Here is a 24,442-nt window from a genome sequence, read left to right as displayed (position 1 = left end):
GCTCCTACAGGTGGCGATCCTGTAGGAGCGGACTTGCCCCGCGATCAATTCAGAGCTCAGGCCAGAACGCGCGGATCCCCGCCACACCCTGAGCGCCATGCTGCCAGGCCTTTTCCTGCTCGGCAGCGCCCACGCCACCAAGCAGATACACAGGCTTGCTGAAGCCTTCGATCAGTTGCTGCGCCTGGTCCCAGCCCAATGGCACGGCATCCGGATGGGTCTGGGTCGCCTGCACCGGTGAAAGGGTGACGAAATCCACGCCCATCTGCTCGGCCAGTGCCAGTTCTTCAGCGTTATGACACGACGCCGCCAGCCAGCGCTGCCTGGGGAACGGCCGGCCTTTGCTGGCGTACTTGCGCAGCTGCTCAGAGGTCAGGTGCCAACCGGCCGCCGGGAAGTCGCCCAGCCATTCCAGCGGGCCCTTGAGCATCAACTGCGCCTTGCCCGCGCACAGACCGACCGCATCTACCGCGACATCGCGGTATTTGGGGTCGTACATGTTCGGCGCACGTAGTTGTACCAGCTTGATTCCGTCGGCAATGGCCTTCTGGATGCCTCGCAACATCTGCGGGACTTCCAGCCCCTCGGGAGTAATCAGGTATTGCCCCGGCAAACGCGCGGCGGCAACGATTGGCTGGTTGGCTTCAGGGAAGTCGTAGTCCGGCAACTCCCGCGCAGTCACCCAGGCCAGCGGCTGGCCTTCGGCGCCATGGGGTTCGCCGCTAAAGCCGTTAACGTCCCAGACATCCAGCAGCACCTGTTTGTCCGGGTAATCGTGCTTGACCTTGATCAGCGGCCGCGCCGCAGTGACAACGATGCCCAGCTCTTCATGAAGCTCACGAGCCAGGGCCACTTCGACCGCTTCGCCGTCTTCGACCTTGCCACCGGGAAATTCCCACAGGCCGCCCTGGTGCTGGCTGTCAGCGCGGCGGGCAATCAGGATGCGTCCGTCGGTGCCGCGGATGACCGCGGCGGCTACATGCACACGTTTCACCCTTCACGCTCCGCCAGGCCAGCTTGTTGCCAGGCCTGGAAGGCTGGCCACTGGTAGATGGTCTCGATATAGGCCGCCGCATCTGCCGGCACTTCGACCCGGTAGGTGCGCAGGCGCACGGCGATCGGGGCAAAGAAGGCATCGGCCAGGCTCAGGCTGCCGAACAGGTAAGGGCCAGCCTCTTTGGCTGCCAGGCGGCATTCGGACCACAGCGCGACGATGCGGTCGATATCGACCTGCACGTCCAGCGGCTTGCTTTCCAGCGCTTGATCGCGAGACAGGTCGAACGGCATGTTGCCACGCAGGGCGAAGAAGCCGCTGTGCATCTGCGCGCAAGCAGAACGGGCCTGGGCACGGGCAGCGACGTCGGTAGGCCAGAGGTTGGCTTGCGGGTGACGCTCGGCCAGGTATTCGGCAATCGCCAGGGAGTCGGCAATCACCCCGTGCTCGCTTTTGAGCAGCGGTACCTTGGCGGTGGGCGAATGCTCGAGCAGGCGCTGGCGGGTGTCAGGCTGGTTGAGCTTGATCAGGGTTTCATCGTAAGTAGCACCGGCCAGCTCAAGGGCCAGGGCGGCGCGCAGCGACCAGGAGGAGTACAGCTTGTCGCCGATGATCAGGTGGTAGCTCATGGTTCGGCTCCATCAGGGGCTTTTCGCGGGTCAAGCCCGCTCCTACAGGTTTGGTAGGAGCGGGCTCGCCCGGCGATGAGGTTAAGTACGGTATTCAGCGTTGATTTTCACGTACTCGTGGGACAGGTCGGTGGTCCAGATGGTTTCGCTGCACTGGCCACGGCCCAGCTCGATACGGATGGTGATTTCTTCACGGGCCATGACTGCCGAGCCCTGGGCTTCGGTGTAGCTGGCGCTGCGCCCGCCCTGGCTGGCGATGCACACATCACCCAGGTAGACGTCGATCAGGCTGACGTCCAGGTCCGGTACACCGGCCCGGCCGACCGCGGCGAGGATCCGGCCCCAGTTCGGGTCGGAGGCGAACAGTGCGGTCTTGATCAGCGGCGAGTGGGCCACGGCATAGCCGACGTCCAGGCACTCCTGATGGTTGCCGCCGCCGTTTACTTCAACAGTGACGAATTTGGTCGCACCTTCGCCGTCGCGGACGATGGCCTGGGCGACTTCCATGCACACTTCGAACACGGCTTTTTTCAGCGCTTCGAACAGCGGACCACTGGCTTCGCTGACTTCGGCGACATCGGCCTTGCCGGTGGCAATCAGCATGCAGCAGTCGTTGGTGGAGGTATCGCCGTCGATGGTAATTCGGTTGAACGACTTGTTGGCGCCGTCGAGGATCAGGTCCTTGAGCACCGCCGGGGCCACCTTGGCGTCGGTGGCGATGTAACCGAGCATGGTCGCCATGTTCGGGCGAATCATGCCCGCGCCTTTGCTGATGCCGGTAACGGTGATGGTCACGCCGTCATGCTGGAACTGGCGGCTGGCGCCTTTAGGCAGGGTGTCGGTGGTCATGATGCCGGTGGCGGCAGCGGCCCAGTTGTTTTCCGACAAGTCATCGATGGCTGCCTGCAGGGCGCCTTCGATCTTCTCGACCGGCAGCGGCTCGCCGATCACGCCGGTGGAGAATGGCAGCACGGCACTGGCGTCGACGCCAGTCAGCTCGGCCAGCTTGGCGCAGGTGCGCTCGGCCGCAGCCAGGCCTGGCGCGCCGGTGCCGGCGTTGGCGTTGCCGGTGTTGGTCAGCAGGTAGCGCACGGTACCCTGTACGCGCTGTTTGGCGAGGATCACCGGGGCGGCGCAAAAGGCGTTCAGGGTAAACACGCCGGCGACGCTGGAGCCTTCGGCGCAGCGCATTACCACCACGTCCTTGCGCCCGGGGCGCTTGATGCCCGCAGAGGCGATGCCGAGTTCGAAACCTGGAACCGGGTGCAACGTTGGCAAAGGACCAAGACCAACAGCCATGAAAGCGCTCCTAGAAAAAAGGCACCGGGACGAGATTACCGGCGCTTGAGATGGAACAACGCCGCGACGGTCAGGACCAGTCGCGGCGCGGTGTTCAGATGTCAGCGAGGTACTACGGCGTGATGATCAGTCGATCTTGCCGTGGCACTGCTTGAACTTCTTGCCCGAACCGCACCAGCATGGCTCGTTGCGGCCCAGCTTCTGCTCGTTGCGCACAGGCGCGGCGGCCACGGCAACGTCAGCACCGTCTTCCTGCGGTTCAGCTTCAAGGCCCGGGGCCTCGGCGTGCTGGAACTGCATGCGCGCAGCCAGCTCTTCGGCTTCGCGGCGCAGACGGGCCTCTTCCTCGACCGGATCTTCGCGGCGCACCTGAACGTGCGAGAGCACGCGGATGGTGTCGCGCTTGATCGAATCGAGCAGCTCCTGGAACAGGTTGAACGACTCGCGCTTGTACTCCTGCTTCGGGTTCTTCTGCGCATAGCCGCGCAGGTGGATACCGTGGCGCAGATGGTCCATGGTCGACAGGTGGTCTTTCCACAGGTCGTCGAGCACACGCAGCAGGATCTGCTTCTCGAAGGTACGCAGGGCTTCGGCGCTGGCCTGCTCTTCCTTCTCGTTGTAGGCCGCCAGCAGCTCAGTCATGAGCTTGGCACGCAGGGTTTCTTCGTACAGGTGGTCGTCTTCGTCGAGCCATTGCTGAATCGGCAGCTTGACCCCGAAATCGCTGGCCAGGGCCGCTTCCAGGCCGGCCACGTCCCACTGCTCGGGCAGCGATTGCGGCGGAATGTGCTGGGCGACGGTGACGTCGAGCACTTCCTGGCGGAAGTCGGCGATGGTGTCGCCAATGTTGTCGGCTGCCAGCAGGCTGTTACGCATGTGGTAGATGACTTTACGCTGTTCGTTGGCGACGTCGTCGAACTCGAGCAACTGCTTGCGAATGTCGAAGTTGCGGCCTTCGACCTTGCGCTGGGCTTTTTCGATGGCGTTGGTGACCATGCGGTGTTCGATGGCTTCACCGGACTGCATGCCCAGGGCCTTCATGAAGTTCTTCACCCGGTCAGAGGCGAAGATACGCATCAGGCTGTCTTCCAGCGACAGGTAGAAACGGCTCGAACCCGGGTCGCCCTGACGACCGGAACGGCCACGCAGCTGGTTGTCGATACGGCGCGATTCGTGACGCTCGGAAGCAATCACGTGCAGGCCACCGGACTCGATCACCTGCTGGTGACGCTTCTGCCAGTCGGCCTTGATCTGCGCGACCTGCTCGGCGGTCGGGCTGTCCATGGCGGCGACTTCGACTTCCCAGTTACCGCCCAGGAGGATGTCGGTACCGCGACCGGCCATGTTGGTGGCGATGGTCAGCGCACCCGGGCGACCGGCCTGAGCAATGATCTCGGCTTCTTTTTCGTGGTACTTGGCGTTCAGGACCTTGTGATCGATGCCTTCCTTCTGCAGCAGGTTGGACATGTGCTCGGAGGTTTCGATGGTCGCGGTGCCCACCAGGACCGGACGGCCCTGGGTCATGCTTTCCTTGATGTCGGCGATGATAGCCTGGTACTTCTCGTCGGCGGTCAGGTACACCAGGTCGTTGAAGTCCTTACGGGCCAACGGCTTGTTCGGCGGGATCACCATCACGTTGAGGCCGTAGATCGACTGGAACTCGAACGCTTCGGTGTCGGCGGTACCGGTCATGCCCGACAGTTTGTTGTACAGGCGGAAGTAGTTCTGGAAGGTGGTCGAGGCCAGGGTCTGGCTCTCGGCCTGAATGTTCAGGTTCTCTTTCGCTTCGATCGCCTGGTGCAGGCCTTCGGACAGACGACGGCCCGGCATGGTACGCCCGGTGTGTTCGTCGATCAGCAGGATCTGGCCGTCCTGGACGATGTACTCGATGTTGCGATGGAACAGCTTGTGCGCGCGCAGGCCGGCGTAGACGTGGGTCAGCAGGCCCAGGTTGTGCGCCGAGTAGAGGCTCTCGCCCTCGGCCAGCAGGCCGACCTGGGTGAGCATCTCTTCGATGAACTGGTGGCCGGCTTCGTTGAGTTCAACCTGACGGCTCTTCTCGTCGATGCTGTAGTGGCCTTCCTGGGTAACCTGGCCCTCGACTTCCTCGATGTGCTGCTTGAGGCGCGGGATCAGCTTGTTGATCTCGATGTACAGCTTGGAGCTGTCTTCGGCCTGGCCGGAGATGATCAGCGGGGTACGGGCTTCATCGATGAGGATGGAGTCGACTTCGTCGATCACGGCGAAATTCAGCTCGCGCTGGAATTTCTCTTCCATGCTGAAGGCCATGTTGTCGCGCAGGTAGTCGAAACCGAATTCGTTGTTGGTGCCGTAGGTGATGTCGGCGGCATAGGCAATGCGCTTCTCTTCCGGCGGCTGGAACGGTGTGACGACACCGACGGTCAGGCCGAGGAATTCGTACAGCGGACGCATCCAGTTGGCGTCGCGGCGGGCCAGGTAGTCGTTCACCGTGACCACGTGCACGCCTTTGCCCGACAAGGCATTGAGGTACACGCCCAGGGTTGCGACCAAGGTCTTGCCTTCACCGGTACGCATTTCTGCGATCATGCCTTCGTGCAAGGTCATGCCGCCGATCAGCTGCACATCGAAGTGACGCATGCCCATGACCCGCTTGCCCGCTTCACGGGCGACCGCGAAGGCTTCAGGCAACAGCTGGTCGAGGGTCTCGCCTTTGGCCAGGCGCTCTTTGAACGCTGCGGTCTTGGCGCGCAGCTGCTCGTCCGAGAGGGCCACCATCTGCTCTTCGAAGGCATTGACGATCTGTACCGTCTTGAGCATGCGTTTGACTTCACGCTCGTTCTTGCTTCCAAAAAGTTTTTTTAACAAAGGCGCAAACATATCGGCAGGATCTTCCACACGTGGGGATGGAGGGCGGCCCCGTAAGTCGCCCGTGCAGCCCTAATGGCCGCATGCGAACGAGCATTCTACCCGGAAACGATGGTGAGGAAAGTGGCGGATTTCCACGATGCTGGCACAGCGCTTTGACGGGGCATGGTTAAAATAAGGCCTTTTTCGCCAACTTCAAGCCATTGCAACATGAAGTTTTACCCTCGCAGCGCAAACAGGGCCTGCCTGTGGCGATCTGCTAAGATGGCAGCTCTGTAACTTCAGGTGTCCCTTCATGGCTTTTCGCCCCTCGCCAGCCCGCGCTCCCGCTGTCCTTCTGCGCGAAGCCCGGCCGCTCAAAGCCCTGTTCAGCCAGGCCCAGCGCCTGGCGCAACTGCAGAAGCTGCTCGACAGCCAGCTGCAGCCGGCGGCCCGCGAACATTGCCACCTCGCTTCCTGGCGCGAGGGCACGCTGTTGTTGATCGTCACCGACGGCCACTGGGCCACCCGCCTGCGTTACCAGCAAAAACGCCTGCAACGCCAGTTGCAGACCCTGGAAGCCTTTGCCAGCCTGACGCGGATTGTGTTCAAGGTACAGCCACCGACCACCCAGAGCCGCGCGGCCGGGCACACCGCCGACCTGTCGAGCCGGGCGGCCGAAAGTATTCAGGCGACGGCTGAAGGCATCAGCGATCCGAAGCTGCGGGCGGCGCTGGAGCGGTTGGCCAGCCATGCGCGGGATAAGGATGCGGCGGACGGCTGATATTCCGTGCATGGGGCTGCTGCGCAGCCCATCGCCGGCAAGACCGGCTCCCACACAAAAACCAGGCATAAAAAAGGCCACCCGAAGGTGGCCGAAAAAAACTAAAGAAGAGAGTGTTCGTACTTACACTGCCGCAACCGGACGCATGTAAGAGATCGGTGCCGTGCTGGCATCTTCGAAAGTCACCACTTCCCAGGCGTCTGTTTCCTCGATCAGCTTGCGCAGCAGCTGGTTGTTCAGCGCGTGTCCGGACTTGTAGCCCTTGAACTCGCCGATCAGGCTGTTGCCCAGCAGGTAGAGGTCGCCGATGGCGTCGAGGATCTTGTGCTTGACGAATTCGTCTTCGTAGCGAAGACCGTCTTCGTTGAGCACGCCGTCCTTGTCGACCACGATGGCGTTTTCCACACTGCCACCGAGTGCGAGGTTGTGCTTGCGCAGGTACTCGATGTCACTCATGAACCCGAAGGTACGGGCGCGGCTGACTTCCTTCACAAACGAGGTGCTGGAAAAGTCCACGCTGGCGCTTTGGGTCCGGTTGCGGAACACCGGGTGATCGAAATCGATCTCGAAACTCACCTTGAACCCGTCGAAAGGCAGGAAAGTAGCGCGCTTGTCGCCGTCTTCCACTGTCACTTCGCGCAGGATGCGGATGAACTTCTTGGCTGCGTCCTGTTCTTCCAGGCCGGCAGATTGAATCAGGAATACAAAGGGCCCAGCGCTACCGTCCATGATCGGCACTTCGGACGCGGAGAGCTCGACGTAGGCGTTATCGATGCCCAGGCCAGCCATGGCCGAGAGCAAGTGCTCAACCGTGTCTACCTTGGTATCGCCGTTGACCAGTGTCGTCGACATGGTGGTCTCGCCGACGTTGGCCGCGCGGGCGGGAATTTCCACCACGGGGTCGAGGTCGGCACGGCGAAATACGATGCCGGTATCCACAGGTGCAGGTTTGAGGGTCAGGTAAACCTTTTCCCCGGAGTGCAGGCCGACACCTGTGGCACGGATAATATTCTTCAGGGTGCGTTGTTTAATCATGGCATTGGCCGCTTCAGCGCAAATTGCGAACTGGTATCAACAAAGGCTGAGGATAATACCAGACCCGGCCTTTGCTGAACACCAATCACCCTTATACCCCTGATAAATTTCATTAATCGGCCTGACGACGCAGGAATGCCGGGATGTCCAGGTAGTCCAGATCGTCTTGCGGATTAAGTTTTGCAGCAGCCGCAGCACCGGCGTGGGCCTGGTTGCGCATCACGGTCGGACGCTCCAGGTCACGGTAGTTAACCGACGACTCGTTGCGTACAGGGGCCGGAGCCGGGGTCTGCGCCGCAGCGGTCTGCATGGTGTTGTCGATAACCTTGACCGGCTTCTCGATTTTCGCACCCAGGCCAGTGGCAACCACGGTAACGTGCAGCTCGTCGCGCATGTCCGGATCGATAACGGTACCGACCTTGACCATGGCGTGATCGGATGCGAAGGCCTCGATGATGCTACCGACGTCCGAGTACTCACCCAGCGACAGGTCAGGACCTGCGGTGATGTTCACCAGGATGCCGCGAGCGCCCTGCAGGTTGACGTCTTCGAGCAGCGGGTTGCGGATGGCTGCCTCGGTCGCTTCACGTGCACGGTTAGGACCGCTGGCACAGCCGGTACCCATCATGGCCATGCCCATCTCGCTCATCACGGTACGCACGTCGGCGAAGTCGACGTTGATCATGCCCGGGCGCTTGATGATGTCGGAGATACCGCGAACGGCACCGGCCAGTACGTCGTCAGCCTTGGCAAACGCCGACAGCAGGCTGGCGTCCTTGCCGAGGATGGTCAGCAGCTTCTCGTTGGGGATGGTGATCAGCGAGTCGACGCTGTCAGCCAGTGCACGGATGCCCTCGTCGGCAATCTGCATGCGCTTGCGGCCTTCGAACGGGAACGGCCGGGTCACCACGGCAACGGTGAGGATGCCCAGTTCCTTGGCCACTTCGGCGATGATTGGCGCCGCACCGGTACCGGTACCGCCGCCCATGCCGGTGGTGATGAACACCATGTTGGTGCCTTGCAGCACTTCAGCGATGCGCTCACGGTCTTCCAGCGCGGCCTGGCGGCCGACTTCCGGATTGGCCCCGGCACCCAGGCCCTTGGTCACGCCGGTACCCAGTTGCAGGATGGTGCGCGCGCCGATGTTTTTCAGCGCTTGAGCATCGGTGTTGGCGCAGATGAATTCGACGCCTTCGATGTTGCTCTTGACCATGTGATTGACGGCGTTGCCACCGCCGCCACCGACGCCGATCACTTTGATGACCGGACTTTGCGGGACGTTGTCTACGAGCTCGAACATTTTCCCTCTCCTTACAGTTCTCTAGTTTTTGCGCCTACTACTACTGCTTTGAAACTTTAAAAGTTGCCCTGGACCCAGCGTTTGAAGCGTTCGAACGCTGGAGCCTTCGGTTCATCGCCATAGCCGTTGTTGCTGCTGCTGATACCGGTCAGGGTCAAGCCGTCGGACTGCTTCTGCAGGCCGTAGGTCAAAAGGCCCACACCGGTGGAATAAATCGGGTTGCGCACCACATCGCTAAGGCCGCGAACACTGTGCGGCACGCCCAGGCGTACCGGCATGTGGAAGATTTCCTCGGCAAGTTCTACCGCGCCTTCCATTTTCGAGGTACCGCCGGTCAGGACGATGCCCGCCGGTACCAGGTCTTCGTAGCCGCTGCGACGCAGTTCGGCCTGGATCAGGGTGAAGAGCTCGTCGTAACGCGGCTCGACCACTTCGGCCAGGGCCTGGCGCGACAGTTCGCGCGGCGGACGGTCGCCGACGCTCGGCACCTTGATGGTTTCACCGGCGCCGGCCAGCTTGGCCAGGGCGCAGGCGTAACGGATCTTGATCTCTTCGGCGTATTGGGTCGGGGTACGCAGGGCCATGGCGATGTCGTTGGTCACCTGGTCGCCGGCAATCGGGATCACCGCGGTGTGACGGATTGCGCCTTCAGTGAAGATGGCGATGTCGGTGGTGCCGCCACCGATGTCGACCAGGCACACGCCGAGCTCTTTCTCGTCATCGGTCAGCACCGAGTAAGCCGAGGCCAGTTGCTCGAGGATGATGTCGTCGATTTCCAGGCCGCAGCGACGCACGCACTTTTCGATGTTCTGCGCGGCATTGACGGCGCAGGTGACCACGTGGACCTTGGCTTCCAGACGCACGCCGGACATGCCCAGTGGCTCGCGCACGCCTTCCTGGTTGTCGATCACGTAGTCCTGCGGCAGGGTGTGCAGGACCCGCTGGTCGGCCGGAATGGCCACGGCCTGGGCGGCGTCGAGCACGCGCTCAAGGTCGGCGGCGCTGACTTCACGGTCGCGGATGGCGACGATGCCGTGGGAGTTCAGGCTGCGGATGTGATTGCCGGCAACACCGACGAACGCCGAGTGGATCCGGCAGCCAGCCATCAACTGGGCCTCTTCGACCGCACGCTGGATCGACTGCACGGTGGACTCGATATTGACCACCACGCCCTTCTTCAGCCCGCGCGATGGGTGGGTGCCGATACCGACGATTTCCAGGGTGCCGTCGGCGGCGACTTCGCCCACCAGTGCCACGACCTTGGAGGTGCCGATATCCAGCCCGACGATCATTTTGCCGCTATGCGCATTTGCCATGGGTCCTGCCTCTCTCTAATTCTTCGCAACGGCGGGTTGGGCCGTCGTCGGTGCATTCGGTTCCCGCCAGCCAACAGCCAGGCCATTGGCATAACGCAGATCGATGCGGGCGATGTTCGTGATCTGTTCTTTGAGTGTCTTGTCGTAAATGGCAATGAAGCGGCGCATCTTTTCCACCAGATGATCGCGTCCCAGCAGCAGTTCGATACCTGGCCCGGCGCTACCGGCACCGGTGGTCAGGAACCAGCTGCCGCGCTCGCGCAACTCCAGCCGGGCAATCGAAAAGCCCATCGGCCGCAACATCTGGCTCAGGACCTGATATTGCTGCATTACTTTTTGCTGCGCCCGCTGCGGCCCGAACAGCTGCGGCAAGTGCTCATAGTTGGCCAGTTCACGCGGGGTAAAGGCCTGGCCCTGGTTATTGAGCAAGGCTTCGTCACCCCAGCGCGCGACCGGCAACTGTTCTTCCAGGCGGATCACCACTTCATCCGGCCACACCCGGCGCACTTCGGCGTGGGCGATCCAGGGCATCTGCTCCAGTTCCGCGCGCATGCTCGCCAGGTCGACGGTGAAGAAGCTCGCCGCCACGTACGGGGCGATCCGTTGCTGCACCGCCTGCTGGCTGATGTAGCTGAGGTCGCCCTGTACGGCGATCTTGGTAATCGGCCGATCGGCGTACGGCATCAGGCGCTGGGCACCTTCGTAGGCGCCAAAACCTGCGACGACCAGCAGCACCGGCCACAGCAGGCGCTTGAACACGCTGAAGTTGGCCTTGGGCAGGCGCGCCGACAGTGGCTCCTTGGCCACCATCCGGCTAGCACCACGCGGCACCGGCTTGTTACGGCCGGGGGCGGGTTGCTGATGACGTAACATCGCGCCTTGCATGGGCTTAACCTCGCGCCGGGGCGCTTGCCGCCAGGATCGCCAGCACCAACTGCTGGAAGTCCAGGCCGGCCGCGCGTGCCGCCATCGGGACCAGGCTGTGATCAGTCATGCCTGGTGCGGTGTTGACCTCGAGCAGCCAGAAACGCCCCTGCTCGTCCTGCATCACGTCCAGGCGGCCCCAGCCAGCGATGCCGATGGCGTCGCAGGCACGGGCAGTCAGGTCGATCAGCTCTTGTTCCTTGACCGCGTCCAGGCCGCACGGGATGCGGTACTGGGTATCGTTGGCAATGTACTTGGCGTCGTAGTCGTAGAAGGTGTGCGGGGTGCCCAGGGCAATTGGCGGCAACACCTGGCCACGCAGGGTCGCGACGGTGAACTCCGGACCATGAATCCATTGTTCGACCAACACTTGCGAATCGTAGGTAGCGGCGTCCTTCCAGGCGGCGATCAATTCGTCGACACCCTGCACTTTCGCCATACCGATACTGGAACCTTCATGGGCCGGTTTGACGATCAAAGGGAAGCCCAGTTCCGCACCTGCAGAAATACAGTCGGCTTCGCTGCTCAGCACGGCGTGACGAGGGGTCGGAATCCCCAGGCTGTGCCACACCTGCTTGGTACGCAGCTTGTCCATCGCCAGCGCCGACGCGAGGATGCCGCTGCCGGTGTAAGGGATGCCCAGGCACTCCAGCAGGCCCTGCATGCTGCCGTCTTCACCGCCACGCCCGTGGAGGATGATGAAGGCGCGGTCGATCTTCTCGCTCAGCAGGCGCTGCAGCAGATCGTCACCGACATCGATGGCGACCACGTCGACACCGGCGCTGGTCAGCGCCTGGATGACTGCGGCGCCGGACTTCAGCGAAACCTCGCGCTCGGCGCTCTTGCCGCCGTACAGCACGGCAACGCGGCCGAAGGCTTTCGGGTCGATGGTCGAGTGCAAAGTGGCGTATGCGTTATCAGTCATTTCGACTTCCCCTGACTGGCAACAGCACCAGCGAACAACGGACTCTTGAGTAATTGCGGGGCCAGGCCACCGATGTCACCGGCGCCCTGGCACAACAGGATGTCGCCGGCGCGCAGCAGCGGCTTGACCAGCGGCGCCAGCTCGATGCCGCGCTCGATGTAGATCGGGTCGAGCTGGCCGCGCTGGCGGATGCTGTGGCACAGCTGACGGCTGTCGGCACCGGGGATCGGCTCTTCGCCGGCCGGGTAGACTTCCATCAGCAGCAGTACGTTGGCGTCGGCCAGGACCTGGACGAAATCGTCGTAGAGGTCGCGGGTGCGGCTGTAACGGTGCGGCTGGTACACCATCACCAGGCGCCGCTCAGGCCAGCCACCGCGCACGGCCTTGATCACCGCCGCGACTTCGGTCGGGTGGTGGCCGTAGTCGTCGACCAGCATCACGCTGCCGCCCTCTACCGGCAGTTCGCCGTAGACCTGGAAGCGCCGCCCTACCCCCTGGAACCCCGAAAGGCCCTGGACAATGGCTTCATCGCTGATGCCCTCGTCGGTGGCAATGGCGATGGTCGCCAGGGCATTGAGCACGTTGTGGTTGCCCGGCATGTTGACCGACACGTCCAGCGGCTCGCGATCGCGGCGCAGCACGGTGAAGTGGGTCTGCATGCCTGACTGGCGGACATTGATCGCACGCACGTCGGCTTCTTCGCTGAAGCCATAGGTGACCGCCGGCCGCTTGACCTGCGGGAGGATCTCGCGCACCACCGGATCGTCCAGGCACATCACCGCCAGCCCGTAGAACGGCAGGTTGTGGAGGAACTCGACGAAGGTTTTCTTCAGTTTGTTGAAGTCGCCTTCGTAGGTCGCCATATGGTCGGCGTCGATGTTGGTGACCACCGCCACCAGCGGCTGCAGGTGCAGGAAGCTGGCGTCGCTTTCATCGGCTTCGGCGATCAGGTAGCGGCTGGTGCCGAGCTGGGCATTGGTGCCGGCTGCATTGAGGCGGCCGCCGATGACGAAGGTCGGGTCCAGGCCACCGGCAGCGAACACCGAGGCCAGCAGGCTGGTGGTGGTGGTCTTGCCATGGGTACCGGCAACGGCGATGCCGTGGCGGTAGCGCATCAGCTCGGCGAGCATCTCGGCCCGCGGCACCACCGGAATGCGCCGCTCAAGGGCGGTGGCGACTTCCGGGTTGGCGGTGTTGATGGCGCTCGAGACCACCAGCACATCGGCACTGGCGGCGTTCTCGGCACGGTGACCGATGAAGATCTGCGCACCGAAGGATTCCAGACGCTCGGTGACCGGCGAGGTCTTGAGGTCGGAGCCCGACACCTGGTAACCCAGGTTCAGCAGCACTTCGGCAATACCGCACATGCCCACGCCGCCGATACCGACGAAGTGGATGCGACGGATACGGCGCATTTCCGGTTGTGGCATGGCTTTTTGATTCTCAACCATGGGCCACCTCCAGACAGATATCGACCACGGTGCGGGTGGCAGCGGGCTTGGCCAGGCGCCGGGCAGTGGCGGCCATGGTGGTGAGTTTTTCCGGTTGCATCAGCACCTCGTTCAGGCGTTCAGCGAGTTGCGCTGCGCCAGTTGTCGCTTGTGGCATCAGGAAGGCAGCGCCTTCACGGGCCAGATAATGGGCGTTGTGGGTCTGGTGGTCGTCGATGGCATGGGGCAAGGGCACCAGCATCGAGGGCAAGCCGGCCGCAGCCAGCTCGCTGACAGTCAGCGCACCCGCGCGGCAGACCACCAGATCAGCCCAGCCATAGGCATGGGCCATGTCCTTGATGAACGGCTCTACCTGAGCCTCGACACCCGCCTGGCGATAACGCTCGGCGGTAATCTGGTCGTGCTGCTTGCCAGCCTGGTGGAACACCTCGGGACGAATCTCCTGAGGCACCTGGGCCAGGGCCTGGGGCAGCAGCTTGTTCAGCGGTTCGGCACCCAGGCTTCCGCCGAGTACCAGCAAGCGAGGCCTGCGCGCGCCCAGGGGCTCGCGCAGGGTTTCCATGAACAGTTCACTGCGCACCGGGTTTCCGGTGGTGCGCAGTTTGTCCGACGCCGCGAAGGTGTCGGGGAAAGCTTCGCAGACTCGGCCAGCCAAGGGCACCAGCAGCCGATTGGCGGTACCGGCGCGGGCGTTCTGCTCGTGAATCACCACCGGCACGCCGCAGAGCTTGGCGGCTACGCCACCGGGGCCGGTCACGTAACCGCCGAAGCCGACCACGCACACCGGCTTGAGCTGACGAATGATCCGCCGCGCCTGCAGCACCGCCTTGACCAGGGTGAACGGCGCCTTGAGCAACGACAGCTTGCTCTTGCCGCGCAGGCCGGTGACCTGGATCAGGTGCAATTGCAGGCCTGCCTGGGGCACCAGCTCGTTCTCGATACCGCGAGGGGTGCCCAGCCAGTGCACGCTGAAGCCGCGCGCCTGGAACTCACGGGCGCAGGCCAGCGCCGGGAACACGTGGCCCCCGGTGCCGCCGGCCATGATCAATACGTTCTTGCCGTTAGCGGCCATGATTCGGCTCCTCGGCAAAATCGCTTTCATCGAATTCGTGTTCTTCACTGCCCAGGTGCGTGCGGCTCTCCCACTCGATCCGCAGCAGCAAACCGACGCAGGCGCAGCAGATCACCAGCGAGCTACCGCCGTAACTGAGGAACGGCAGGGTCAGGCCCTTGGTCGGCAGCAGGCCGACGTTCACGCCGATGTTGATCAGGAACTGACCAATCCACAGGAAGGCCAGGCCGAAAGCCATGTAGGCGGCAAAGAACTGCTTGGCTTTTTCAGCCCACAGGCCGATGTACAGCGCGCGCACAGTGACAAACACAAACAGCGCCACGGTGACCAGCGAGCCGACCACGCCCAGTTCTTCGGCAAGCACCGAGAAGACGAAGTCGGTGTGCGCTTCGGGCAGGTAGAACTGCTTCTGCACGCTGTTGCCCAGGCCGACACCCAGCCACTCGCCGCGACCGAAGGCGATCAGCGCCTGGGTCAGCTGGTAGCCGGAGCCGAACTGATCCGACCAGGGGTCGGTGAAGGTGATCAAACGTGCCATCCGGTAGGGCTGGGCCTGGACCAGGATGAACACCGCCGCCACCGCCAGCACCACCATCAAGCTGAAACGGAACAGACCGACGCCACCAAGGAACAGCATCGCTGCCGCCGCGCCCATCATGACCACCGTGGCACCGAAGTCCGGCTCCATCAGCAGCAGGCCGGCCATTGGCAACAGCACGATGAACGGCTTGAAGAAGCCCATCCAGCTTTCGCGCACTTCCTGCTGGCGACGCACCAGGTAACCGGCCAGGTAAATGACCACGAAGACCTTGGCGATTTCCGAGGGCTGGACGTTGAAGAAGCTGAAGCCGATCCAGCGCATCGAGCCGTTCACTTCGCGGCCGATGCCCGGCACCAGTACCAGCACCAGCAGGCCGAAGGCGCCGACCAGCATGGTGAAGCCCATCTTCTGCCAGGTGGCGATCGGCACCATCATGGTGACGATGCAGGCAAAGACGCCGATGGCCACGTACACCAGGTGGCGAAACATGTGATACAGCGGGTTGCCCGACTGCGCCGCGGCGACTTCCGAGGACGCCGAGGTGATCATCACCAGGCCGAGGCCGAGCAGCGCCAGGCAACCGGCGAGCATGGCGAAATCGAGGTCGATGCCGCGACCGCTGATCAGCGGCGATGGATAAGGCTTGATGATGCCGAAGATCATGCCAGCCCTCCTGCGGCCTGGGCGAACAGGCGCCCACGCTCTTCGAAGTTTTTGAACATGTCCAGGCTCGCGCAGGCCGGCGACAACAGCACGGCATCGCCAGGCTGGGCCAGTTCGGCGCATTGCTGCACGGCTTCATCGAGGGTGTTCACCCGGATCTGCGGCACGTCGTCGCCCAGGGCTTGCGCCAGGCGCTCGGCATCGCGGCCAAGCAGCACAACGGCGCGGCAGTTGGCTGCAACCGGTGCGCGCAGGGCGCTGAAGTCGGCACCTTTGCCATCGCCGCCGGCGACCAGCACCAGCTTGCCGTCGATATCGGCGCCCAGGCCTTCGATCGCCGCCAGGGCGGCACCGACGTTGGTCGCCTTGGAGTCGTCATACCAGTTCACGCCGTTACGCTCGCGGATCCACTGGCAACGGTGGGCAAGGCCTGCGAAGGTGCGCAGGCTGGAGAGCATGGCGTCCATCGGCAAACCGACCGCATGGCCCAGGGCCAGGGCCGCCAGGGCATTGGACTGGTTGTGGGCGCCGCGAATCTTCAGCTCGCGCACCGGCATCAGATTCTGGAATTCGAACGCCAGGTACTTCTCGCCGCTCTCTTCGCGCAGACCGAAGGCTTTGAAGTCGGGGGCGTTCAGACCAAAGGTCCATACCGGTTGGCCTTCAGACAACAGAGGCCGGCTCAGGGCATCCTGGCGGTTGACCACCACCTGGCGCGCACCACGGAAGATCCGGTGCTTGGCCAGATGATAGGCCGGCAGGCCGCTGTAGCGGTCCATGTGGTCTTCGCTGACGTTGAGCACGGTGGCCACTTCGGCGTTGAGCTGGTCGGTGGTCTCCAACTGAAAGCTCGACAGCTCCATCACGTACAGCTCGACGTCGTCGCTGAGCAAATCCAGCGCCGGGGTACCGAGGTTGCCGCCGACCGCCACACGTTTGCCTGCCGCGGCGGCCATTTCGCCAACCAGGGTGGTGACGGTGCTTTTGGCGTTGGAGCCGCTGATGGCAATGATCGGCGCCTTGGCGTTGCGGGCGAACAGTTCGATATCGCCCGACAGCTTCACGCCGCGGGCAGCGGCCTGTTGCAGGGCCGGGGTGGCAAGGGCCAGGCCGGGGCTGACATACAGCTCGTCGGCGCGGCAGAGAAACTCGACGTCCAGCTCGCCACAGCGCACTTCCACCTGCGGGAAATCACGGCGCAGGGTGTCCAGTTCCGGCGGGTTGTCACGGGTGTCGGCAACCGCAAAGGCAATGCCCCGGTTCGCCAGGAAGCGAACCAGGGACATGCCGCTCTTGCCGAGGCCGACAACGATGCGGAAGTGGTCAGAAGCGATCAAGGACACGCGTTTCTACCTCAGTTTCAGGGTGGCAAGGCCGATCAGCACCAGAATCACGGTGATAATCCAGAAGCGGACGATCACCCGAGGCTCGGGCCAACCCTTGAGTTCAAAGTGGTGGTGAATCGGCGCCATGCGGAACACGCGCTTGCCGGTCAACTTGAAGGAGGCCACCTGGATCACCACCGACAGGGTCTCCATGACGAACACACCGCCCATGATGAACAGGACGATTTCCTGGCGCACGATCACCGCGATCGTGCCCAGTGCGGCGCCCAGTGCCAGGGCACCGACGTCGCCCATGAACACCTGGGCCGGATAGGTGTTGAACCACAAAAAGCCCAGGCCGGCACCGATCAGCGCGCCACAGAACACGATCAGTTCGCCTGCGCCCGGTACATAAGGGATCAGCAGGTATTCAGCGAATTTCACGTTACCCGACAGGTAGCAGAAGATGCCCAGGGCGCCGCCGACCATGACTGTTGGCATGATCGCCAGGCCATCGAGGCCGTCGGTGAGGTTCACCGCGTTGCTGGAGCCAACGATGACGAAGTAGGTCAGGACGACGAAACCGATACCCAACGGGATGGTGACATCCTTGAGCATCGGCACGATCAGGGTGGTTTCGACGCTGGTCGGCGCGGTCATGTAAAGGAAGATCGCCGCGCCCAGGCCGAACACCGACTGCCAGAAATACTTCCAGCGACTCGGCAGGCCGCGCGAGTTCTTCTCGATCACCTTGCGGTAGTCATCGACCCAGCCGATAGCGCCGAACAGCAGGGTGACGATCAGCACCACCCAGACATAACGGTTGGTCAGGTCAGCCCACAGCAGGGTGCTGATGCCGATGGCCGACAGGATCAGTGCGCCACCCATGGTCGGGGTGCCGGATTTGGACAGGTGCGATTGCGGGCCGTCGTTACGAACGGCTTGACCGATCTGGCGAATCTGCAGGGTACGAATCATCCATGGGCCCAGCCACAGGGCCAGCGACAACGCGGTCAGCACACCCAGAATCCCGCGCAGGGACAGGTACTGAAAGACCGCGAAGCCTTTGTAGAACTGTTGCAGATACTCAGCCAGCAGCAGCAGCATTAATGTTTCTCCCCGCTGGAACCGCACAAAGCCGCCACGACGTTCTCCATCGCAGCGCTGCGCGAACCCTTGATCAAAATAGTGGTGTTGGTGGCCTGTTCGGCGGCGCGAACGGCGTCGATCAGGTCAGCTTGATTAGCGAAATGTCGGGCATTGGTACCGAACGCAGCTACCGCGTGGGCCATGTTGGTGCCCACCGCATAGAGTGCCGAAACCTTGTCTTTGGCGTACTCGCCTACCTGCCGATGCCCTTCCTCAGCCCACTGGCCCAATTCGCCGATATCCCCGAGCACCAGGACGGTGCGGCCGGAAAAGCCGGCGAGTATATCAACGGCAGCGCACATCGAGGTGGGGTTTGCGTTGTAAGTGTCATCAATCACCCGCACACCGTTTGCCGTCATCTGCACCACAGTGCGGCCCTTGACCGGTTGCACGGCATTGAGGCCCTGGACGATACCGTCCAGGGTCAGACCAAAGGCATGCGCGGCAGCGGCGGCCGCCAGTGCGTTGGCCACGTTGTGGGTGCCCAGCAGGTTGAGCTGGACCCGCGCCACGCCCAGCGGGCTGTGCAGGTCGAACGACGGGCAACCGCGCGGGTCGTGGGCGATGTTGGCAGCGTGGAAATCGGCGTCGGCGTTGTTCAGGGCGAAGGTCAGCAGCGGGCGATTGCCGGCGCGCTTTTTCCAGATGGCGAAGGCCTTGTCATCAAGGTTCAATACGGCCACGCCATCCTGACCCAGACCTTCGAGGATCTCGCCCTTGGCTTCGACAATCTTCTCTGGCCCGCCGAACTCGCCGACATGAGCAGTTCCGGCATTGTTGATCAACGCGACCTGTGGCTTGGTCAGGCCGACGGTGTAGGCAATTTCACCGATGCGCGAGGCGCCCAGCTCGATCACCGCCGCGGTGTGTTCCGGAGCCAGTTCGAGCAGGGTCAGCGGTGCGCCAAAATCGTTGTTGAGGTTGCCACGGGTGGCCAGCACCGGGCCACGGGTGCGCAGGATGCTGGCAAGCATCTCCTTGACCGTGGTCTTGCCGCTGGAGCCGGTAATGGCGGCGACCGGCTTGTCGAAAGCGGCGCGGTTCAACGCGCCGAGCTGGCCCAGGGCCAGGCGGGTATCGGCAACCACCAACTGCGCCAGGCTGCTGCCCGGCACTTCGCGCTGCACCAGGGCGGCGACCGCGCCTTTGCCAGCAACGTCATTCAAGTAATCGTGGCCGTCAAAACGCGGCCCGGCCAGGGCAACGAAAAGCTGCCCGGCGGTGATGGCACGGCTGTCGATGCTGACGCCATTGAAGGTTGCATCCTGACCGTGCAGGCGGCCGTTGAGCGGCGCCGTCAGTTGGCTGAGGGACAATGGCTTAAGCATGGGCAGCCTCCCACACGGCCAGGGCCTTCTCGGCTTCAACCAGGTCGGAGAAGTCGTGGCGCTCGCCGTTGATTTCCTGATAATCCTCATGCCCCTTGCCGGCCAGGACGATGACATCGTCAACGCCGGCGCTGGCAATCAGCTGAGCGATGGCGGCACCGCGGCCGGCAACGAATTCGACCGCATCGGCCTGGGCAAAACCCGGGCGGATGTCGGCGAAGATCTGCTGCGGGTCTTCAGTGCGCGGGTTGTCGTCGGTAACCAGCACGCGGTCAGCCAGGCGCTCGGCAACTTCGGCCATCAGCGGCCGCTTGCCGCGATCGCGATCGCCGCCGCAACCGAACAAGCACAGCAACTGGCCCTTGGCGTGCGGGCGCAACGCTTGCAGCACCTGCTCCAGGGCATCGGGGGTATGCGCGTAATCGACCACCACCAGCGGCTTGCTGCCGCCGCCCAGGCGCTGCATGCGCCCGACCGGGCCTTCCAGCGCCGGGGTAACCTTGAGAATTTCGTCCAGCGGGAAATCCAGCGCCAGCAAGGTGCCGACCGCCGCGAGCATGTTGCTCAGGTTGAAGCGCCCGAGCAGGCGGCTGCGCAGCGCGTGCTCACCCTGGGCGGTGACGATCACGGCGCGCACGCCATCATCATCGAAATGCGCTTCGCGGCAGTACAGCGACGCGGCCGGATCCTTGAGGCTGTAGCTGATCAGGCGCGACTCGCCCTGCCCGGCTGCCAGGCGCCGGCCAAAATCGTCATCGAGGTTGACCACCCGGCAACGCAGGTTCGGCCAGGCGAACAGGCGCGCCTTGGCGTCTTCGTAAGCCTGCATGCTGCCGTGGTAGTCGAGGTGATCACGGGACAGGTTGGTCATCACCGCAATATCGAATGCCAGAGCCGCGACCCGGCCCTGGTCCAGGGCATGGGAAGAGACTTCCATGGCCACGGCCTTGGCCCCGGCCTTTTTCAGGTCACTCAGGGTTGCCTGCACGGCGATCGGGTCCGGCGTGGTCAGGCGACCGCTTTGCAGGGCGCCATAGAAACCGGTCCCGAGGGTGCCGATCAGGCCACAGTGCTGGCCGAGCTGGTCCAGCGCCTGGGCTACCAGCTGGGTGACGCTGGTCTTGCCGTTGGTGCCGGTGACGCCGACCAGGTCGAGCAGGCGGCTCGGCTCGCCGTAGAAACGCCCGGCGATGTCCGACAGTTGCGCGGCCAGGCCCTTGACCGGGATCAACGGCACCTCGGCGATCGGCAGCACGGTAGCGCCTTCGGCTTCATAGGCGACCGCCGCCGCACCGCGCTTGAGCGCGTCGGCAATGTGTTCACGGCCATCCATGCGCGTACCCGGCACCGCCAGGAACAGGTCGCCCGGGCGCACGTTGCGGCTGTCCAGGGTCAGTTCGCGGATCGACGGATCGCGGCTGGCCTGGGTAAAAAGCTTGCTCAATGGCATTGTCATCAACCGCGTCCTCCCTTGACCGGTGCAGCGTTGACTTGCTGCGTAGGTGTTGCCGGCGGCAGGTTGTCCGGCGGAATGTTCATCAGGCGCAGGGTGCCGGACATGACTTTGCTGAACACCGGCGCCGATACCAGGCCACCGAAGTAGCCGCCCTTGCTCGGCTCATCGATGACCACGACCACGGCATACCGCGGGTCGCTCATCGGCCCGAAGCCGGCGAACAGCGAACGGTACGAATTCTCGGTGTAACCCTTGGAACCGATAGTGGCTTTACGCGCGGTGCCCGACTTGCCACCCACGTGGTAGAACGGCACCTGGGCGCGGAACACCCCGCGCGGCGCCTCGATAACCTGCTGGACCATGCCCTGGATGGTCTCGGCGACTTCCTTGGGCACGACCTGGGTAGACTCCGGCGCCTTGTCGACCTTGAGGATGCTCAGCGGCACCATCTTGCCGTCGTTGGCCAGCGCCGCGTAGGCATGCACCAGTTGCAGCGCGGTCACCGACAGGCCGTAGCCGTAGGACAGGGTCGCGGTCTCGGCCTTGCGCCACTCGCGGTGGTTGGGCAGGTTGCCGACGCGCTCGCCCGGGAAGCCCAGGCCGGTGTACTGGCCAAGCCCCAGCTGGGACATGACCCGGTAGATCGATTCGCCACCGATATCGAAGGCGATCTTGCTCATGCCGACGTTACTGGAGTTGATCAGGATGCCGGTCAGGTCAAGGATCGGCCCTTCGCTGCGCGATACGTCGCGAATGGTGTAGCGGCCCAGTTGCAGGGTGCCCGGGTAGACCTCGACCTTGTCGGTCGGCTTCCAGCGCCCGCTCTGCAGGGCCGCGCTCATGGACAGCGGCTTGACCGTCGAACCTGGCTCGAACACGTCGATGATCGCCCGGTTACGCATGGCCGCCGGGAACATGCTGCGACGGTTGTTGGGGTTGTAGGTCGGCTGGTTGACCATGGCCAGCACTTCGCCGGTCTTGACGTCGAGGATCACCAGGCTGCCGGCCTTGGCTTCCTGTTCGGCAATGGCGTTGCGCAACTCGCGGGTGGCCAGGTATTGCAGGCGCAGGTCGATCGACAACGCCAAGGTCTTTCCGGCCTTGGCGTTTTTGGTTACCTGGATGTCCTTGATCAGCCGGCCGCGCCGGTCCTTGATCACCTGTCGCTTGCCGGGCACGCCGGCCAGCCATTCATCGTAGGCCAGCTCCACGCCTTCGCGGCCATGGTCGTCGAGGTCGGTAAAGCCGACCATGTGCGCGGCGACATCGCCGGCCGGGTAGAAACGACGGAATTCCTCGATGCCATAGACACCGGGGACTTTAAGATCGAGCACCACCTGGCCCTGCTCCGGGGTCAGGCCGCGGACCAGGTAGATGAACTCCTTGCTGGCCTGCTGTTCCAGGCGCGCTGCCAGTTGCTGCGGGTTCTGCTTGAGCGCGGCAGCCAGGGCCGGCCAGCGGTCCTTGGCAGCCTGCATTTCTTTCGGGTTGGCCCACAGGGTGGTCACCGGGGTACTGACGGCCAGCGGCTCGCCATTACGGTCGGTGATCAGCCCGCGGTGCGCAGGAATAGGAATATGTCGCAGGCTGCGGGCATCGCCCTGGCCCTTGAGGAAGTCACGGTCGACCACCTGCAGGTCGATGATGCGCCAGGCAATCGCGCCGACCATCAGTGCCAGCAGGGCGATGACCACGCGGAACCGCCATGGGTAGAGTGCGCCTTCAAGTTTCATCATGGCGCCACCATCCGTACTTCGTCAGCGGCCGGAATACGCATTTTCAGCTGTTCGCTGGCAAGGTTCTCGATACGGCTGTGGGCTGTCCAGGTGCTCTGCTCGAGAATCAGTCGGCCCCACTCGGCCTGGGCCTTGTCGCGCTCGCTGAGTTCGCCGTACAGGGTGTTGAGCAACTGACGGTTCCAGTGCGCGCTGTAGGACACCGCCACCGAAGAAACGAGCACGCCAATGAACAGCAGAAGCATCAGGAAGCTTCCGCCTGGCAAAGGCTTGGCGAACAAACGGCTCACCGCAGTTTCTCGGCGACGCGCATGACCGCGCTACGCGAACGTGGGTTGGCCTTGAGCTCGGCTTCGGAAGCGAACTGGGCCTTGCCGTGGACCTTGATCTTCGGCTCGAAGTGCTTGTGCTGGACCGGCAGGTTGCGCGGCAGGTTGTCGGCCTCACCCTTGACCAGCTTGCGCATGAACAGTTTGACGATGCGGTCTTCCAGCGAATGGAAGCTGATCACCACCAGGCGCCCGCCGACTTCCAGCGCTTCGAGCGCAGCCTCAAGGCCGGCCTCAAGGTCACCGAGTTCGTTGTTGACGTGGATGCGCAGGCCCTGGAAGGCACGGGTTGCCGGGTTCTTGCCCTTTTCCCAGGCCGGGTTGGCAACCTTGAGCACTTCGGCAAGGTCGGCGGTGCGGGTAAACGGAATTTCTTCACGGCGCAGCACCACGGCACGGGCCATGCGCTTGGCAAAGCGCTCTTCGCCGTATTCCTTGAACACCCGGGCGATTTCTTCTTCCGGCGCAGTGGCGATGAACTCTGCAGCGCTGACGCCGCGAGTCGGGTCCATGCGCATGTCCAGCGGGCCGTCGTTGAGGAAGCTGAAGCCGCGCTCAGGGTCGTCCAGCTGTGGCGACGAGACGCCCAGGTCGAGCAGGATGCCGCTGACCTTGCCGGCCAGGCCGCGCTCGGCAACTTCGGCGCCCAGCTCGGCAAAACTGCGCTGCACAATGACAAAGCGGCCGTCTTCGGCCGCCAGCGCTTGCCCGGTGGCAATCGCTTGTGGGTCCTTGTCAAAACCCAGCAGCCGGCCCTGCGGCCCGAGCTTGCTGAGGACTAACCGGCTATGCCCGCCGCGCCCGAAGGTGCCATCCAGATAGCAGCCATCGGCGCGTACGGCGAGAGCCTCGACGGCTTCGTCAAGCAGTACGGTGATGTGGTTAAAGCCGCTATCTATAGTCACAGGATCAAATCACGCAGTTCATCAGGCATGGCGCCCGGTTGTTGGATAGCTGCGAGGTCGGCTGCCGAAACCGCGTTCCAGGCATCCTCGTCCCACAGCTGAAATTTGTTCAGTTGCCCCACCAGCATTGCCTTCTTGTCGAGCTTGGCGTACTCGCGCAAACGCGGCGGCACCAGGAAACGCCCACTGCCATCAAGCTCAAGATCCACCGCATTGCCGATCAGCAAACGCTGCAGGCGGCGGTTCTCTTCACGCAATGACGGCAAGGCGCGCAACTTGGCTTCAATCAGCTCCCACTCATCGAGCGGGTACACACATAAACAGGGATCAACCGCATCGATGGTCACGATCAACTGCCCGGAACTACGCGAATCGAGCTCGTCACGGTACCGGCTCGGCATTGCGAGACGGCCCTTTGCGTCGAGGTTGATGGCGTTGGCTCCGCGGAACACGGC

The 24,442-nt window shown here is 63.3% G+C and carries 21 protein-coding genes; 1 reads left to right on the top strand and 20 read right to left on the bottom strand.

Features of this window, described 5'->3' with window-relative positions; genetic code table 11:
* Nucleotides 1-49 precede the first annotated feature (49 nt).
* From ACIOVF_RS09810 to secA, 4 genes are all read right to left on the bottom strand, one after another.
* On the bottom strand, nucleotides 50-994 hold the full coding sequence (locus ACIOVF_RS09810) for a Nudix family hydrolase (RefSeq protein ID WP_045197354.1): 945 nt from the start codon (nucleotides 992-994) through the stop codon (nucleotides 50-52).
* Nucleotides 991-1,623, bottom strand: a complete 633-nt coding sequence (locus tag ACIOVF_RS09805; protein ID WP_401289088.1) for a glutathione S-transferase — start codon at nucleotides 1,621-1,623, stop codon at nucleotides 991-993. The genes ACIOVF_RS09810 and ACIOVF_RS09805 overlap by 4 nt, the downstream gene beginning before the upstream one ends.
* A gap of 81 nt (nucleotides 1,624-1,704) precedes the next feature.
* Nucleotides 1,705-2,922: a bifunctional glutamate N-acetyltransferase/amino-acid acetyltransferase ArgJ gene (gene argJ / locus ACIOVF_RS09800; protein WP_045197349.1), complete on the bottom strand. Its 1,218-nt coding sequence runs from the start codon at nucleotides 2,920-2,922 to the stop codon at nucleotides 1,705-1,707.
* 126 nt (nucleotides 2,923-3,048) lie between these two features.
* Nucleotides 3,049-5,781, bottom strand: a complete 2,733-nt coding sequence (gene secA, locus ACIOVF_RS09795; protein ID WP_045197346.1) for a preprotein translocase subunit SecA — start codon at nucleotides 5,779-5,781, stop codon at nucleotides 3,049-3,051.
* 283 nt (nucleotides 5,782-6,064) lie between these two features.
* Here secA and ACIOVF_RS09790 point away from each other — a divergent pair, with 283 nt between their 5' ends.
* Complete coding sequence (locus ACIOVF_RS09790) at nucleotides 6,065-6,532, top strand: DUF721 domain-containing protein (RefSeq protein ID WP_195884961.1); 468 nt, start codon at nucleotides 6,065-6,067, stop codon at nucleotides 6,530-6,532.
* 123 nt (nucleotides 6,533-6,655) lie between these two features.
* Here the strand turns inward: ACIOVF_RS09790 and lpxC are convergent, their stop codons facing one another.
* From lpxC to mraZ, 16 genes are all read right to left on the bottom strand, one after another.
* Complete coding sequence (gene lpxC, locus ACIOVF_RS09785) at nucleotides 6,656-7,567, bottom strand: UDP-3-O-acyl-N-acetylglucosamine deacetylase (RefSeq protein WP_028943297.1); 912 nt, start codon at nucleotides 7,565-7,567, stop codon at nucleotides 6,656-6,658.
* Between the two features lie 112 nt (nucleotides 7,568-7,679).
* Nucleotides 7,680-8,867 carry a cell division protein FtsZ gene (ftsZ, locus tag ACIOVF_RS09780; RefSeq protein WP_045197340.1) on the bottom strand — a complete coding sequence of 396 codons (1,188 nt, stop codon included), beginning with the start codon at nucleotides 8,865-8,867 and terminating at the stop codon, nucleotides 7,680-7,682.
* A gap of 56 nt (nucleotides 8,868-8,923) precedes the next feature.
* The gene (gene ftsA / locus ACIOVF_RS09775; RefSeq protein ID WP_010220793.1) at nucleotides 8,924-10,183 is read right to left on the bottom strand and encodes a cell division protein FtsA; all 1,260 of its coding nucleotides are present in this window, start codon (nucleotides 10,181-10,183) and stop codon (nucleotides 8,924-8,926) included.
* 15 nt (nucleotides 10,184-10,198) lie between these two features.
* The gene (locus ACIOVF_RS09770; protein ID WP_038998876.1) at nucleotides 10,199-11,068 is read right to left on the bottom strand and encodes a cell division protein FtsQ/DivIB; all 870 of its coding nucleotides are present in this window, start codon (nucleotides 11,066-11,068) and stop codon (nucleotides 10,199-10,201) included.
* Nucleotides 11,069-11,072: 4 nt separating this feature from the next.
* Entirely contained in the window at nucleotides 11,073-12,032 is a 960-nt protein-coding gene (locus tag ACIOVF_RS09765; RefSeq protein ID WP_401289080.1) for a D-alanine--D-alanine ligase, read from the bottom strand.
* Entirely contained in the window at nucleotides 12,029-13,483 is a 1,455-nt protein-coding gene (murC, locus tag ACIOVF_RS09760; RefSeq protein WP_045197336.1) for a UDP-N-acetylmuramate--L-alanine ligase, read from the bottom strand. The genes ACIOVF_RS09765 and murC overlap by 4 nt, the downstream gene beginning before the upstream one ends.
* Nucleotides 13,476-14,555, bottom strand: a complete 1,080-nt coding sequence (gene murG, locus ACIOVF_RS09755; protein WP_093379822.1) for an undecaprenyldiphospho-muramoylpentapeptide beta-N-acetylglucosaminyltransferase — start codon at nucleotides 14,553-14,555, stop codon at nucleotides 13,476-13,478. Before murG ends, murC begins: the two co-directional genes overlap by 8 nt.
* Complete coding sequence (gene ftsW, locus ACIOVF_RS09750; RefSeq protein WP_045197333.1) at nucleotides 14,545-15,759, bottom strand: putative lipid II flippase FtsW; 1,215 nt, start codon at nucleotides 15,757-15,759, stop codon at nucleotides 14,545-14,547. Before ftsW ends, murG begins: the two co-directional genes overlap by 11 nt.
* Nucleotides 15,756-17,102 (bottom strand): UDP-N-acetylmuramoyl-L-alanine--D-glutamate ligase, encoded by a 1,347-nt coding sequence (murD, locus tag ACIOVF_RS09745; protein ID WP_045197331.1) that lies wholly within the window; start codon nucleotides 17,100-17,102, stop codon nucleotides 15,756-15,758. The genes ftsW and murD overlap by 4 nt, the downstream gene beginning before the upstream one ends.
* Nucleotides 17,103-17,108: 6 nt before the next feature.
* Nucleotides 17,109-18,191, bottom strand: a complete 1,083-nt coding sequence (gene mraY, locus ACIOVF_RS09740) for a phospho-N-acetylmuramoyl-pentapeptide-transferase (RefSeq protein ID WP_036996790.1) — start codon at nucleotides 18,189-18,191, stop codon at nucleotides 17,109-17,111.
* Nucleotides 18,191-19,561: a UDP-N-acetylmuramoyl-tripeptide--D-alanyl-D-alanine ligase gene (murF, locus tag ACIOVF_RS09735; RefSeq protein ID WP_093379818.1), complete on the bottom strand. Its 1,371-nt coding sequence runs from the start codon at nucleotides 19,559-19,561 to the stop codon at nucleotides 18,191-18,193. Before murF ends, mraY begins: the two co-directional genes overlap by 1 nt.
* Nucleotides 19,554-21,017 carry a UDP-N-acetylmuramoyl-L-alanyl-D-glutamate--2,6-diaminopimelate ligase gene (locus tag ACIOVF_RS09730; RefSeq protein WP_093379813.1) on the bottom strand — a complete coding sequence of 488 codons (1,464 nt, stop codon included), beginning with the start codon at nucleotides 21,015-21,017 and terminating at the stop codon, nucleotides 19,554-19,556. The genes murF and ACIOVF_RS09730 overlap by 8 nt, the downstream gene beginning before the upstream one ends.
* Nucleotides 21,017-22,750 carry a penicillin-binding protein 2 gene (locus ACIOVF_RS09725; protein ID WP_176794319.1) on the bottom strand — a complete coding sequence of 578 codons (1,734 nt, stop codon included), beginning with the start codon at nucleotides 22,748-22,750 and terminating at the stop codon, nucleotides 21,017-21,019. Before ACIOVF_RS09725 ends, ACIOVF_RS09730 begins: the two co-directional genes overlap by 1 nt.
* Nucleotides 22,750-23,043: a cell division protein FtsL gene (gene ftsL / locus ACIOVF_RS09720; protein WP_045197313.1), complete on the bottom strand. Its 294-nt coding sequence runs from the start codon at nucleotides 23,041-23,043 to the stop codon at nucleotides 22,750-22,752. Before ftsL ends, ACIOVF_RS09725 begins: the two co-directional genes overlap by 1 nt.
* Nucleotides 23,040-23,987 (bottom strand): 16S rRNA (cytosine(1402)-N(4))-methyltransferase RsmH, encoded by a 948-nt coding sequence (gene rsmH, locus ACIOVF_RS09715; RefSeq protein ID WP_045197311.1) that lies wholly within the window; start codon nucleotides 23,985-23,987, stop codon nucleotides 23,040-23,042. The genes ftsL and rsmH overlap by 4 nt, the downstream gene beginning before the upstream one ends.
* Nucleotides 23,984-24,439: a division/cell wall cluster transcriptional repressor MraZ gene (gene mraZ, locus ACIOVF_RS09710; RefSeq protein ID WP_010220775.1), complete on the bottom strand. Its 456-nt coding sequence runs from the start codon at nucleotides 24,437-24,439 to the stop codon at nucleotides 23,984-23,986. The genes rsmH and mraZ overlap by 4 nt, the downstream gene beginning before the upstream one ends.
* Nucleotides 24,440-24,442: the final 3 nt, after the last annotated feature.

The organism is Pseudomonas sp. NPDC087612, from assembly GCF_044743505.1.
GTDB lineage: Bacteria > Pseudomonadota > Gammaproteobacteria > Pseudomonadales > Pseudomonadaceae > Aquipseudomonas.
Note: the sequence above shows the minus strand (reverse complement) of the source record. Positions and strands in the feature narration are given on the sequence as shown.

Coding starts and splice junctions, on each gene's coding strand:
- murF (WP_093379818.1), bottom strand. CDS start 19,561: ATGCTTAAGCCATTGTCCCTCAGCCAACTGACGGCGCCGCTCAACGGC.
- murG (WP_093379822.1), bottom strand. CDS start 14,555: ATGGCCGCTAACGGCAAGAACGTATTGATCATGGCCGGCGGCACCGGG.
- ftsA (WP_010220793.1), bottom strand. CDS start 10,183: ATGGCAAATGCGCATAGCGGCAAAATGATCGTCGGGCTGGATATCGGC.
- ACIOVF_RS09770 (WP_038998876.1), bottom strand. CDS start 11,068: ATGCAAGGCGCGATGTTACGTCATCAGCAACCCGCCCCCGGCCGTAAC.
- ACIOVF_RS09725 (WP_176794319.1), bottom strand. CDS start 22,750: ATGAAACTTGAAGGCGCACTCTACCCATGGCGGTTCCGCGTGGTCATC.
- murC (WP_045197336.1), bottom strand. CDS start 13,483: ATGGTTGAGAATCAAAAAGCCATGCCACAACCGGAAATGCGCCGTATC.
- lpxC (WP_028943297.1), bottom strand. CDS start 7,567: ATGATTAAACAACGCACCCTGAAGAATATTATCCGTGCCACAGGTGTC.
- ACIOVF_RS09730 (WP_093379813.1), bottom strand. CDS start 21,017: ATGACAATGCCATTGAGCAAGCTTTTTACCCAGGCCAGCCGCGATCCG.
- ACIOVF_RS09790 (WP_195884961.1), top strand. CDS start 6,065: ATGGCTTTTCGCCCCTCGCCAGCCCGCGCTCCCGCTGTCCTTCTGCGC.
- ftsZ (WP_045197340.1), bottom strand. CDS start 8,867: ATGTTCGAGCTCGTAGACAACGTCCCGCAAAGTCCGGTCATCAAAGTG.
- ftsW (WP_045197333.1), bottom strand. CDS start 15,759: ATGATCTTCGGCATCATCAAGCCTTATCCATCGCCGCTGATCAGCGGT.
- mraY (WP_036996790.1), bottom strand. CDS start 18,191: ATGCTGCTGCTGCTGGCTGAGTATCTGCAACAGTTCTACAAAGGCTTC.
- ACIOVF_RS09805 (WP_401289088.1), bottom strand. CDS start 1,623: ATGAGCTACCACCTGATCATCGGCGACAAGCTGTACTCCTCCTGGTCG.
- secA (WP_045197346.1), bottom strand. CDS start 5,781: ATGTTTGCGCCTTTGTTAAAAAAACTTTTTGGAAGCAAGAACGAGCGT.
- argJ (WP_045197349.1), bottom strand. CDS start 2,922: ATGGCTGTTGGTCTTGGTCCTTTGCCAACGTTGCACCCGGTTCCAGGT.
- ACIOVF_RS09765 (WP_401289080.1), bottom strand. CDS start 12,032: ATGACTGATAACGCATACGCCACTTTGCACTCGACCATCGACCCGAAA.